At 69.4% G+C, this 12,118-nt stretch carries 13 protein-coding genes and 4 tRNA genes; 13 read left to right on the plus strand and 4 right to left on the minus strand.

The window, feature by feature from the left end; all coding sequences use genetic code 11:
- Positions 1-14: 14 nt before the first annotated feature.
- Positions 15-90: transfer RNA gene (locus QZ433_RS04430), tRNA-Val, on the minus strand.
- Between the two features lie 151 nt (positions 91-241).
- Between QZ433_RS04430 and QZ433_RS04435 the strand changes: the two genes are divergently transcribed.
- The 6 genes from QZ433_RS04435 to QZ433_RS04460 all read left to right on the plus strand — a co-directional run bounded on the left by QZ433_RS04435 (position 242) and on the right by QZ433_RS04460 (position 2,413).
- Positions 242-314 (plus strand) — tRNA-Gly (locus QZ433_RS04435).
- Positions 315-380: 66 nt separating this feature from the next.
- Positions 381-451, plus strand: a tRNA-Cys gene (locus QZ433_RS04440).
- Between the two features lie 27 nt (positions 452-478).
- Positions 479-550: transfer RNA gene (locus QZ433_RS04445), tRNA-Val, on the plus strand.
- Positions 551-999: 449 nt separating this feature from the next.
- Positions 1,000-1,413 carry a PPOX class F420-dependent oxidoreductase gene (locus QZ433_RS04450; protein WP_295780202.1) on the plus strand — a complete coding sequence of 138 codons (414 nt, stop codon included), beginning with the start codon at positions 1,000-1,002 and terminating at the stop codon, positions 1,411-1,413.
- 183 nt (positions 1,414-1,596) lie between these two features.
- Positions 1,597-1,980, plus strand: coding sequence for an ATP-dependent DNA ligase (locus QZ433_RS04455; protein WP_295780203.1), 384 nt, complete (start codon positions 1,597-1,599; stop codon positions 1,978-1,980).
- Between the two features lie 40 nt (positions 1,981-2,020).
- Positions 2,021-2,413 carry a PPOX class F420-dependent oxidoreductase gene (locus tag QZ433_RS04460; protein ID WP_295780204.1) on the plus strand — a complete coding sequence of 131 codons (393 nt, stop codon included), beginning with the start codon at positions 2,021-2,023 and terminating at the stop codon, positions 2,411-2,413.
- Positions 2,414-2,416: 3 nt separating this feature from the next.
- Here the strand turns inward: QZ433_RS04460 and QZ433_RS04465 are convergent, their stop codons facing one another.
- Complete coding sequence (locus QZ433_RS04465) at positions 2,417-3,568, minus strand: SLC13 family permease (protein WP_295780205.1); 1,152 nt, start codon at positions 3,566-3,568, stop codon at positions 2,417-2,419.
- An 82-nt stretch (positions 3,569-3,650) separates the two neighbouring features.
- On the opposite strand from QZ433_RS04465, the gene thrS reads away from it, so the two are divergent.
- The 3 genes from thrS to QZ433_RS04480 all read left to right on the plus strand — a co-directional run bounded on the left by thrS (position 3,651) and on the right by QZ433_RS04480 (position 6,987).
- Entirely contained in the window at positions 3,651-5,636 is a 1,986-nt protein-coding gene (gene thrS / locus QZ433_RS04470; protein WP_295780206.1) for a threonine--tRNA ligase, read from the plus strand.
- Between the two features lie 107 nt (positions 5,637-5,743).
- The gene (locus QZ433_RS04475) at positions 5,744-6,256 is read left to right on the plus strand and encodes an HIT domain-containing protein (RefSeq protein ID WP_295780214.1); all 513 of its coding nucleotides are present in this window, start codon (positions 5,744-5,746) and stop codon (positions 6,254-6,256) included.
- 125 nt (positions 6,257-6,381) lie between these two features.
- Positions 6,382-6,987: a hypothetical protein gene (locus tag QZ433_RS04480; RefSeq protein ID WP_295780207.1), complete on the plus strand. Its 606-nt coding sequence runs from the start codon at positions 6,382-6,384 to the stop codon at positions 6,985-6,987.
- A gap of 10 nt (positions 6,988-6,997) precedes the next feature.
- Here QZ433_RS04480 and pdxY read toward each other — a convergent pair whose 3' ends face one another.
- Positions 6,998-7,849: a pyridoxal kinase PdxY gene (gene pdxY, locus QZ433_RS04485; protein WP_295780208.1), complete on the minus strand. Its 852-nt coding sequence runs from the start codon at positions 7,847-7,849 to the stop codon at positions 6,998-7,000.
- Entirely contained in the window at positions 7,846-9,195 is a 1,350-nt protein-coding gene (locus QZ433_RS04490) for an aminotransferase class I/II-fold pyridoxal phosphate-dependent enzyme (protein ID WP_295780209.1), read from the minus strand. Before QZ433_RS04490 ends, pdxY begins: the two co-directional genes overlap by 4 nt.
- 98 nt (positions 9,196-9,293) lie before the next feature.
- Between QZ433_RS04490 and pdxS the strand changes: the two genes are divergently transcribed.
- The 4 genes from pdxS to ruvC all read left to right on the plus strand — a co-directional run.
- Positions 9,294-10,178 carry a pyridoxal 5'-phosphate synthase lyase subunit PdxS gene (pdxS, locus tag QZ433_RS04495; protein ID WP_295780210.1) on the plus strand — a complete coding sequence of 295 codons (885 nt, stop codon included), beginning with the start codon at positions 9,294-9,296 and terminating at the stop codon, positions 10,176-10,178.
- Positions 10,168-10,788: a pyridoxal 5'-phosphate synthase glutaminase subunit PdxT gene (pdxT, locus tag QZ433_RS04500; RefSeq protein ID WP_295780211.1), complete on the plus strand. Its 621-nt coding sequence runs from the start codon at positions 10,168-10,170 to the stop codon at positions 10,786-10,788. The genes pdxS and pdxT overlap by 11 nt, the downstream gene beginning before the upstream one ends.
- Before the next feature lie 10 nt (positions 10,789-10,798).
- Positions 10,799-11,557: a YebC/PmpR family DNA-binding transcriptional regulator gene (locus QZ433_RS04505; protein ID WP_295780212.1), complete on the plus strand. Its 759-nt coding sequence runs from the start codon at positions 10,799-10,801 to the stop codon at positions 11,555-11,557.
- 49 nt (positions 11,558-11,606) lie between these two features.
- On the plus strand, positions 11,607-12,118 hold a 512-nt coding region (gene ruvC, locus QZ433_RS04510), incomplete at its 3' end, for a crossover junction endodeoxyribonuclease RuvC (protein ID WP_295780213.1).

Below are 12,118 nucleotides of genomic sequence, written 5' to 3' on the forward strand. Positions count from 1 at the left end.
ACGCGGGAGTTTCGTGGTGGGCGATGCCGGACTCGAACCGACGACCTCTTCCGTGTGAAGGAAGCGCGCTACCAACTGCGCCAATCGCCCGCATCCCGAACGGGACTCAACGATCGTACCGGATGCCGAGAGGTGCTTCGAACCATCTGGCGAGACACGCGCGGGCCGCACCTCGTTTTGCGCACACGCTCAGATCGGGTAATGTCTTACGAGTGCTCGGGGCAAGCCCCGGGAACGAAATGCGGATGTAGCGCAGTTGGTAGCGCACAACCTTGCCAAGGTTGGGGTCGCGAGTTCGAGTCTCGTCATCCGCTCGAGTGGAGGGGTCTCCGTCTGAAATATCGACGGAGGATCACGACACGTGGGTCGAACCACATCACGGTGGCGTGGCCGAGCGGCTAGGCACCGGCCTGCAAAGCCGTTTACACGGGTTCGAATCCCGTCGCCACCTCAACTCACAACAGAACAGCCTGTATAGGCGCGATTGGCGCAGCGGTAGCGCGCTTCCCTGACACGGAAGAGGTCACTGGTTCGATCCCAGTATCGCGCACCGAACGAAAAAACCCCCGGCTCCGCCGGGGGTTTTTTCGTTCCCTCCACCCCTCGATCCGATCTCGGCGAGCGAGTGGACGAGCGACCTCCGCCCGCAATGCCTCGCGCGCACGGATCGAACCGGACACATCGTGGCCCGCGTCGCCACGGACGATCCCGCCGGCGAAGAGACCTCGTCTCGATCCGACCGGCGGGGAGTGGCTGTTCCCGCCGCCAGTAAGGGGGGCTGCGGAGTGCCTGGCGGCGGGAACACTTCGACGCTAGGGCATGTCCACCGAATGGGGGACACGAATTCCGCATCTTGCGTAAGCGTTGCGCTGATCTTGCGGTGGCGCTGAGGTTCGCCGCCGTGGCGCCATCCTCCCGGGATTTCGCCGGTCCGTCACCGATCGCGAGGTGGATCGCAAGCGTCTGCCCGACGCCGCACCGGGCCCGTAGCGTGGTCGTATGAACGTTCCCGACACTCAGTGGCGCGAGATCGCGGCATCCCCCTTCGTCTCCCTCGGCACCTACCGGCGCAACGGCGCCCTGGTCTCGGTGCCCGTGTGGATCGCGCGGGACGGCGACGAACTCGTCGTCACGAGCGAACGCACGACCGGCAAGGTCAAGCGTCTGCGAAACGATTCCCGCGTCGTCCTCCGCCCCTGCAGCCGTATGGGCGCTGTCGAGCCCGACGCCATCACCGTCGAGGCGCACGGGCGCGTCGCCGGCCCTGCGACCGAGGACGCGCGCGCCGATTCCGCACTCCGCCGGAAATACCGCTGGCAGTACCGGGCCATTCTGGGTTTCGAGAAGCTCCTCCGACGCGTGCAGCGCAAGCCCGGCGATCGCGTCATTCTTCGGATCTCCCGCCGCGACTGACCCGCACCCGGACGAGCCCGATTGCGACATCGCCTATCCGCAAACCGCCGTGAGGGCAAGGGGTTTGCCGTCACGCTCGATCCGGGGGAGTCTGCACGGGACGACGACGGCGGTCCCGCGTTCCCCGCGTTCGACTTCTCGCCTGGAGATGCGCAGGGCACGGGGGCCGGTACGGGGGATGCCATGGGCAAGTTCATCTACGACAGCAACATCAAGGTCGACTTCGAGGATCGCCTCCTCGCCCATCTGCAGGCCGTCATCATGGCGAAGGTGCGTCGGGGCGAGAGCTTCCCCTTCACGTGGAAGGACGACATGAGCACCGGAGGAGGACGCACCACGGTCTACATCCACCCGAACGTCTCGCTCGTGTTCAAGTACCACGGAAGCCGCAGCCCCCAGCTGAGCCCCTCGTGGTTGCACGCCTTGACCTACAACGCCAATTCCGGGCGCGGGTTGTACGTCATCCCCGAACCCGAGGACCACTCTCCGCGCGAGTACGCGCAACGCCCCGAGATGGTCTTCCGCGAGGTACCCAACGAGCAGTACCGGGCCCCGGCGCAGACCTGAGACGGGAATGCCTCGCGACCTCGCGCTCGTTCCCTCCCGTATGACCGCCTGGAACGATGCCAAGCCCTTCTTCGAGACGACCGCCGTCGCGCACCTGTCCACGCTGATGCCGGACGGCTCACCGCACGGCATCCCTGTGTGGGTGGGGGTCGACGGGGATCGCCTGATGATCTTCACCGAGGTCGACACCCTGAAGGACCGCAACATCCGCCGCGACCCCCGCGTCGCCGTCTCGGTGACCGGCGCCGACAACCCGTACGCGATGGCGTTCGTCCGCGGAGAGGCGGTCGAGCGCATCGACGGCGACGCCGCGCTGCCGTTCGTCGACCGCATCTCGACGCTCTACACGGGAGAGCCCTACGGCCTGCGCAAGGGACTGGCGGTCTGGTTCATCGAGCCGCGCAAGGCGTGGTCGCGGACGTACGAGGACTGACGCTCAGAGGACGAGCGGAAGGACGCCCAGCAGCAGGATCAGCGGGGCGATCACCGCGCCCAGGGCGATGAAGCGGCTCCAGCGCACCTCGATGCCGGCTGCCACGAGACGGTCGTGCCACAGCAGCGTCGCGAGAGACGCCCAGGGGGTGACGATCGGGCCCGCGTTGACGCCGATGAGCAGCGCGGCGAGGCGCTCGGGCGAACCCGCGACCGATTCGAGGGCGAGATAGGCGGGAAGGTTGTTGATCCCGTTCGCCACCAGCGCGCCGACCCCCGCGAGCTGCCACAGCGAGCCGAGGTCGTCGCCGGAGCCCGCGAGCACCGACATGACCCGGCCGCTGCCGAGAGCCTCGAGAGCGCCGACGGCGAGGAACAATCCGCCCGCGAACACCAGCAGCGACCACGGCACCAGACGGATGCCGAGCGCCTTCGGCGCGCGCAGGGCGAACGCCACGATGAGCACCACGGCGGCCGCGACGGCCGGCATCCAGGGCTCCAGCCCCACCACGAGCAGGGGAAGCAGGGCCAGGGTCACCACGCCGGCCACCCGCAGCAGGATCGGATCGGACACGGCCGGGGGCGCGGCATCCGGATAGGTCTTCGGCAGACGCCGCAGGAAGACCACCGTGAGCACGATCACCGAGACCGCGATCGCGATGAGCGCCGACGGCCCGAGCAGCACGAGGAACGCGACGGGGTCGTGACCACCGCCGAGGGCCTCGGATGCCAACAGGTTGGTGAGATTCGACACCGGCAGCACCAACGAGGCGGTGTTCGCCAGCACCACCGTCACGAAGGCGAACGGCAGAGGGTCCATCTTGCGTGCCACCGCCATCGCGACCACGACGGGCGTGAGCAGCACCGCGGTGGTGTCGAGCGACAGGAAGGCGGTCGCCACGGTCGCCAGCAGCACGACGAGGGCCCAGAGCAGCGCCGTGCGCCCGCGGGCGATCCGCGCGAGGCGCGCCGCCACGACGTCGAACAGGCCCGCCTTCGACGCCAACTCCGCCACGATCGTGACGGCGACGACGAACAGCAGGATGGGCCAGACCCGCTCGGCGACGGCGAGGGCGTCGTCGGCGGGGAAGGCGCCGGTGAGCAGCGCGACGATCCCGAGGATCCACAGCACGCCGCCGATGATGGCCAGAGTCACCGCTCCACTATGGGGCACGTGCCGTGCCATCGAGGCCGCGACCGCCCGGTAGCCTGGAAGCGACCCCTTCAGGAGATGCTCTGTGACTGATTTCCCCGCCGATGGCTTCGCCCTCTTCCCCGACCGCTCGGTCGTCGCCCTGCGCGTCAACGGGGAGCTGAAAGACCTGGCCACGACCGTGACGGCCGACGACCAGGTCGAGCCGGTCACCATCGAGAGCGCCGACGGCCTGTCGATCCTGCGCCACTCCACCGCGCACGTCCTCGCGCAGGCGGTCCAGCGTGTCAAGCCCCAGGCCAACCTGGGGATCGGCCCGCCCGTCACCGACGGCTTCTACTACGACTTCCAGGTCGACGAGCCCTTCACCCCTGACGACCTGAAGGTCATCAAGAAGGAGATGGAACGCATCGTCCGCGAGAACCAGCGGTTCGTGCGCCGCGTCGTCACCGACGACGAGGCACGCGCCGAGCTTGCCGACGAACCGTTCAAGCTCGAGCTCATCGGCCTGAAGGGCGGATCCGCCGAGGCCGCGGAGGGTGCCTCGGTCGAGGTCGGCGCGGGCGAGCTGACGATCTACGACAACGTCACGCGCGACGGAGAGACCGCGTGGAAGGACCTCTGCCGCGGACCCCACGTTCCCGGCACGCGCCTGATCGGCAACGGCTGGGACCTCACCCGCATCGCGGGTGCCTACTGGCGCGGCAGCGAGAAGAATCCGCAGCTGCAGCGCATCTACGGCACCGCGTGGCCCACCAAAGACGAGCTGCGCGCCTACCAGCACCGCCTCGAAGAGGCCGCGAAGCGCGACCATCGCAAGCTCGGCAAGGAGCTCGACCTGTTCTCCTTCCCCGACGAGATCGGTCCCGGACTCTCGGTGTTCCACCCCAAGGGCGGCATCATCCGCTACGAGATCGAGCGCTACATGCGCGAGCGCCTGCTCGCGAGCGGCTACGAGGTCGTCAACACGCCGCACATCACCAAGGGCGATCTGTTCATGACCAGCGGCCACCTGCAGTGGTACGCCGACGGCATGTACCCCCCGATGGTGCTCGACGAGGTCGTGGATGCCGATGGCCACGTCTCGCGCGAGGGCCAGGAGTACTACCTGAAGCCCATGAACTGCCCGTTCCACAACCTGATCTTCCGCTCGCGTGGACGCAGCTACCGCGAGCTGCCGCTGCGCCTCAGCGAGTTCGGGTCGGTCTACCGCTATGAGAAGAGCGGCACCCTCGCCGGTCTCACGCGCGTGCGCGGCATGACCCAGGACGACACCCACATCTACGTCACGGCCGACCAGGTCAAGGGCGAGCTGACCCACAGCCTCGACTTCGTGCTGCAGACGCTGCGCGACTACGGTCTGAACGACTTCTACCTGGAGCTGTCGACCAAGGAGGAGGGCAACCCGAAGTTCATCGGCGATGACGCCCTCTGGACCGAGGCGACCGAGACACTGCGCGAGGTCGCCGAGGCCTCCGGTCTCGAGCTCGTGCCCGACCCGGGTGGAGCGGCCTTCTACGGTCCGAAGATCTCGGTGCAGGCACGCGACGCGATCGGCCGCACCTGGCAGATGTCGACCATCCAGCTCGACTTCAACCAGCCCGAGCGCTTCGAGCTCGAGTACACCGGTCCCGACGGGGAGAAGCACCGCCCGGTCATGATCCACCGCGCCCTCTTCGGTTCGGTCGAGCGCTTCTTCGCGATCCTGCTCGAGCACTACGCCGGCGCGTTCCCCGTCTGGCTCGCGCCCACGCAGGTCGTGGCCGTGCCCGTCGCCGCGGAATACGGCGACTACCTGCAGGGCATCGTCGCCGACCTGAAGACCAAGGGCGTCCGCGCCGAGGCCGACCACAGCGACGACCGCATGCAGAAGAAGATCCGCACGCACACCACGCAGAAGGTGCCGCTGATGCTCATCGCGGGCGAACAGGACCGGTCGAACGGCACCGTGTCGTTCCGCTTCCGCGACGGGACGCAGCTCAACGGCATCCCGGTCGATGAGGCCGTGGCGCGCATCACCGGCGCGATCGCGGCCCGCACTCTCGTGAACACCGCGGAGGACCTGGCGTGACCGGCGATCCGGATGCCGCCGCGGCGGGCCCGTCGCCGCAGGCCGGCTCGACGGCCCCCGCCGGCGGGTCCGGATCACCGACGACCGACGCCGAGCTCGTCGACGCGATGACCCTGCCCGGTGTTCCCGACGAGTTCCAGCGCCTGTGGACCCCGCATCGCATGGCGTACATCTCCGCCGGCCGCGAACCGATGGAGAAGAACTGCCCGTTCTGCGCCGCCCCCGACAAGAGCGACGAGGACGGACTCATCGTCGCGCGGGGGAAGACCGCCTACGTCCTGCTCAATCTGTTCCCGTACAACTCAGGTCACCTGCTGGTCTGTCCTTACCGTCACATCGCCACGTACGACCAGGCGACCGACGAGGAGGTCGCTGAGATCGGGGCCCTGACGCAGCGCGGCATGCGGGTGCTGCGAGCCGTGTCGAACTGCGACGGCTTCAACCTGGGCATGAACCAGGGGGCGATCGCCGGAGCCGGGGTCGACGCCCACCTGCACCAGCACATCGTGCCGCGGTGGGCCTCGGACGCGAACTTCTTCCCGATCATCGCCAAGACCAAGGCCCTCCCGCAGTTGCTCGGCGATGTGCGCCGCGCGGTGGCCGAGGCCTGGGACGACTGAACCCCGCCGAGCGCGTTCGGCGACTGCCGCTCGGGCGCGGGGGCGCCCGGACCCGGCCTGAGCCACGGCCCGGCGTTATCCACAACCCCCGGCGGGGCGACGGACGGACTCATTACCGTGGCCCCATGCACGCCGCCACTCGTCCCGTACTGCTGTCATTCACTCTGGCCGCGATCCTCGTCGGCACCACCGGCTGTCTCGCGCTGCCCAGCCCTCTCGATCCGGATGCCGCCGCTTCGGCGACCCGCCCCACGCCCGCAGCCGCGGACACGGCGAGTCCGAGCAGCGACGCGACAGCGGCCCCCGACTCGTTCGAAGACGTCTTCGCCGAACGCGACGAGTTCTTCCGTGAGCAGCAGCTGCCGATGGACGGCTCGCTCCTGGTGGCGGTGACCCCCGCGCAGCAGCAGTTCGTGGCCGAGCAGCGAGCTTACGTCGAGCAGCAGGGCCTGCCGTGGACAGCGCAGGACGAGAGCCTGGCCCTGGCACTGGCCGGCGACGCGTGCGAGACCGCCATCCTCAGCCGACACGAGGTGGATGCGTCGACCCTCATCGCCCATGTGTCGACGTCACCGCTGTTCGCCCAGCTCCTACCCGCGGACGCGCAGGGCGAGGCGCGTACACGCGCCGAAGCACCCATCGCGAGCGTGATGGTGTTCGGCGCGACCTTCCTCTGCCCCGAGGACGGCGATGCGTGGGTGGCGGCCTATCAGCAGGTCTACGGCGGGTGACCCAGGTGAGTCAGCGCACCTGACGCACGGCGAACTGCAGCCGCGGGTGCGCATACGCCTCTTGCGACTCGATGAGCCGGAGTTCTCGCGACCCCGCCTCGTAGGTGTTCGACAGCAGATCGAAGACGCTCGACGCGGTGCGCGCCAGCGCGTCGGCCGCGTCGTTCGTGCGCCGGTAGTGCGCGGTGAACAGCGCCGCCGTCACGTCACCCGAACCGTTCGCCTTCATCGGGATGAGGGGCGTCTGCACGATCCAGGCGCCCGCGTCGTCGATCACCATCATCTCGATCGTGTCGGGCTCGCGATCGGGCCGCTCGACGCTCGTGACCAGGACCGTGCGCGGACCGCGAGCGCGCACCATGTCGGCGGACGCGAGGGTCGAGTCGATGCTGCCCGGCTCGGTCCCGGTCAGGAATCCGAGCTCGAACTGGTTGGGCGTGATGATGTCGGCGACGGGCACGACGCGCTCGCGCAGGAGCTCCGGAATGGCAGGGGCGACGAAGCAGCCCGACTTGGCGTTGCCCATGACGGGATCGCAGGCGTAGACGGCATCCGGATTCGCCTTCTTCACCCGCGCCACCGCGTCGATGATGACGTCGCCGATGCCCTCGCCGCCCTGATAACCCGAGAGCACCACGTCGATCTCGGGGAAGATGCCACGGTCTTCGATGCCGGCGATCACGTCGGCGACGTCGGCGGGGGAGATGAGCGGTCCACGCCAGGCCCCGTAGCCCGTGTGATTCGAGAAGTTGACCGTGTACACCGGTAGGACCTCGACGCCGATGCGCTGGAGGGGGAACACCGCGGCCGAGTTGCCGACGTGCCCGTACGCGACGGCGGACTGGATCGAGAGAACCTTCATGCCTCGATCCTTCCACCTCGCGCGCCCGGTCGTCGCGCGGCCGAGACGCCCGCGACCGCCGCGATGTCGTCGGCGAGCGTCTGGGCGGACTCGTCGTCGAGGTCGTGGACGGTCAGGCGCAGGAACGAGCCGTGATCGCCCTCACCGAGGAAGAACGGGTCGCCCTCGCGGACCAACCAGCCTCGGCGCATGAGGTCTTCGCGCACGCCCGCCGCCGGGACGGGCAGCGGCACCCAGAGGTTGAGACCGTCGCCCGCGCGCACGGCGAGACCGCGCGCGGTCAGGGCGTCGGCGAAGGCGGCGTTGCGGCGCGCGTAGTGCTCCGCGGCGACCTCGATACCCGCGCGCACCTCGTGGTCGGTGACGAGCGCGAGCGTGAGGCGCTGCAGGATGTGGCTCACCCACGTGGTGCCGGGCGTCAGACGCACGCCCAGGCCGTCGGCGGTGTCGGGATCGGAGGCCGTGACGGCCAGACACGTATCGGGACCGAGGAATTTCGACATCGAGCGGATGCGCGCCCAGCGGCGCTGCGCGGGACCGATCACCGACTGCAGCGGTGCGCGCGACAGGAGGGAGAAGTGGTCGTCCTCGATGACGAGGACGTACGGGTACGCGGCCAGCACCGCCCGCAGCTGCGCGGCGCGTTCGGCGCTGAGGCTCGCCCCGGTGGGATTGTGGGCGCGCGGGGTGCACACGACGGCTCGTACGCCCGCCGCCAGCGCCGCGCGCAGGCCGTCGACCGTCATGCCCTCGGCATCCACCGGCACGGGGACGGCTCGGTATCCACCGGTGCGCACGGTGTGCAGCGCCGAGAGGAAGCACGGGTCCTCGAGGGCGACGGCGTCGTCGCGCTGCAGGGCTTGAGCGAGCAGACGTTCGATCGCGTCGCTCGCCCCGCTCGTGACGGTGATGCGCACGTCGTCCTGGGGGAGCTCCTCGGTCATCCACGACCGCGCCCACGCCTCGAGACCCGGGTCGATCACGGGTTCTCCGTAGAGCACCGGTCGAGCGGAGCGGGCCAGGGCCGCGGTGGGGTCGGGAATGCGCGCGGGGTCAGGGTTGCCCGTCCCGACGTCGCGCAGCACCGTGTCGGGTGCATAGCCCTCTTGGGCGACGGCCGCACGGTCGGCGACGCGCGTGCCCCCGCGCCCGCGCGCCTCGACGAGCCCCGCCTGCGCCAGCTGCCGGTAGGCCGCCACCACGGTGTTGCGGTTGACGCCCAGGTCGGTCGCGAGCGCGCGGACCGGAGGCAGCAGGGTTCCCGGCGCGAGCTCGCCGCGTTCGATGCGCGTGCGCAGATCGGCGGAGATCTCGGATGCCGAACGCCCGGTGATGTCGATTGTCATACGCCCCCCAGAGTACGGCCAGCCTATGTCCTGAGCCATGCTACGGTTTGGCCTAAGCCAATAACCGCGCCCTCGAGCGCGCACGGATCGGAGTGGACATGACCGACATCGGAACCCCCCGCGTCAAGCGTGGACTCGCCGAGATGCTCAAGGGCGGCGTCATCATGGACGTCGTCACCGCCGAGCAGGCCCGCATCGCCGAAGACGCCGGCGCCGTCGCCGTCATGGCGCTCGAGCGCGTCCCGGCCGACATCCGCGCGCAGGGCGGCGTGGCGCGCATGAGCGACCCCGACCTGATCGACGACATCATCGCCTCGGTCTCGATCCCGGTCATGGCGAAGGCGCGCATCGGGCACTTCGTCGAAGCGCAGATCCTGCAGGAGCTCGGCGTCGACTACATCGACGAGTCCGAGGTGCTCTCGCCCGCCGACTACGTCAACCACATCGACAAGTACGACTTCACCGTGCCATTCGTGTGCGGCGCGACGAACCTGGGCGAGGCGCTGCGTCGCATCACCGAGGGCGCGGCGATGATCCGCTCCAAGGGCGAGGCCGGTACCGGCGACGTGTCCGAGGCCACCAAGCACATCCGCACCATCACGGGCGAGATCAACGCCCTGCGCGCCAAGACCAAGGACGAGCTCTACGTCGCCGCCAAGGAGCTGCAGGCGCCCTATGACCTCGTCGCCGAGATCGCCGAGACCGGCACGCTCCCGGTCGTGCTCTTCACCGCCGGGGGAGTGGCCACCCCCGCCGACGCCGCCATGATGATGCAGCTCGGCGCCGACGGCGTCTTCGTCGGCTCGGGCATCTTCAAGTCCGGCAACCCCGCCCAACGCGCCGCAGCCATCGTCAAGGCCACGACGTTCCACGACGACCCGAAGGTCGTCGCCGAGGCGTCGCGCGGTCTCGGCGAGGCGATGGTCGGCATCAACGTCGCCGACCTGCCCGCTCCGCACCGCCTCTCCGAGCGTGGCTGGTAACGCTCCCCGCGTCGGAGTCCTCGCGCTGCAGGGCGATGTGCGCGAGCACCTCGCCGTGCTGCGCTCCCTCGGGGCCGACGCCCATCCCGTGCGTCGCCCCGAGGAGCTCTCGGCGGTGGAAGGCCTCGTGCTCCCCGGCGGGGAGTCGAGCGTCATCGACAAGCTCGCTCGTACCTTCGGCCTGTTCGACCCCATTCGCGCCGCCATCGCGGACGGGATGCCGATGTACGGCACCTGCGCCGGGTTGATCCTTCTCGCCGACCGTATCGACGGCGCGATCGCCGGCCAGCGCACCTTCGGCGGCATCGACGCGCGCGTCGCACGCAACGCCTTCGGCAGCCAGACGGCCTCGTTCGAGACGGACCTCGACGTCCCCGCCCTGGGCGATCCGCCGGTGCACGCTGCGTTCATCCGGGCCCCCGCCGTCGTCGAATGGGGACCGGATGCCGTGCCCCTGGCATCCCTCCCCGATGGACGCGTCGTGGCGATCGAGCAGGGCGCTCTCCTGGGTACCGCGTTCCACCCCGAGTCGACGGGCGAGACGCGATTCCACGAGAGGTTCCTCGCGCACGTCCACAGCCGACGCGGCATCTCCGCCCCCGCGCTCTAGACTGGGAATCATGTCCGGACACTCCAAATGGGCCACGACCAAGCACAAGAAGGCGGTCATCGACTCCCGTCGCGCCAAGTCGTGGGCCAAGCTCATCAAGAACATCGAGGTCGCGGCGAAGCTCGGTGGAGCCGACCTCCAGGGCAACCCGACCCTCTTCGACGCCGTCCTGAAGGCCAAGAAGACCTCGGTCCCCAAAGACAACATCGATCGCGCGATCAAGCGCGGCGCCGGCATCGGCGGCGAGGCCGTCGAGTACTCGTCGATCATGTACGAGGGCTACGGCCCCAACGGCGTCGCCTTCCTCATCGAGTGTCTGACCGACAACAAGAACCGCGCCGCGGCCGAGGTGCGCACGGCCCTCAGCCGTAACGGCGGCACCCTGGCCGACCCCGGCAGCGTCGCGTACAACTTCAGCCGCAAGGGCGTCATCGTCGTCCCCTCCGAGGGCACCACCGAAGACGACGTCATGCTCGCCGTGCTCGAAGCCGGCGCCGAAGAGGTCGAGCCCCACGGCGACGGCTTCGGCGTCATCACCGAGGCGAGCGACCTGGTGTCGGTCCGCTCGGCGCTGCAGGACGCCGGCATCGAGTACGACTCCGCGGACGTCGAGTTCGTCCCGTCCCTCAAGGTCGAGGTCGACGCCGACACCGCGCGCAAAGTCTTCCGCCTCATCGACGCCCTCGAAGACAGCGACGACGTGCAGAACGTCTACACAAACTTCGACATGACCCCCGAGGTCCAGGCCGAACTCGAGAACGACGAGTAAGGGCGCGCCCTTTCCCGTGCACACGGCCCCTGCGCTTAGCGTGGGGGCCGTGTCCCGTTCTCTGCGCGTCCTCGGCATCGACCCCGGCCTCACCCGCTGCGGGATCGGCGTCGTCGACGTCGCCGCCGACCGCACCGCGACGCTCGTCCACGTCGGCGTCGCACGCTCGGCCGCCACCGACCCGATCGAGAAGCGCCTCGCGGCCATCGCCGCCGGCATCCGCTCCGTGCTCACGACCCACGACCCCCAGGTCGTCGCCGTCGAGCGCGTCTTCGCGCAGAACAACCGGCACTCCGTGATGGGCACCGCCCAGGCGAGCGGTATCGCCCTGCTGCTCGCCGCCGAGCACGGCATCCCCGCGGCCACGCACACCCCCAGCGAGGTCAAGGCCGCGATCACGGGATACGGATCGGCCGACAAGCTGCAGGTGCAGACCATGGTCGCGCGCGTCCTCAGACTCACCGAACTCCCGCAGCCCGCGGATGCCGCGGACGCCCTCGCGATCGCGCTCTGCCACGCGTGGCGCGGGGGAGCGGCATCCCCCTCGTCCGAGACGACACT

Origin of the sequence: uncultured Microbacterium sp., from assembly GCF_913776565.1 — a bacterium.
Taxonomy (GTDB): Bacteria; Actinomycetota; Actinomycetes; order Actinomycetales; family Microbacteriaceae; genus Microbacterium.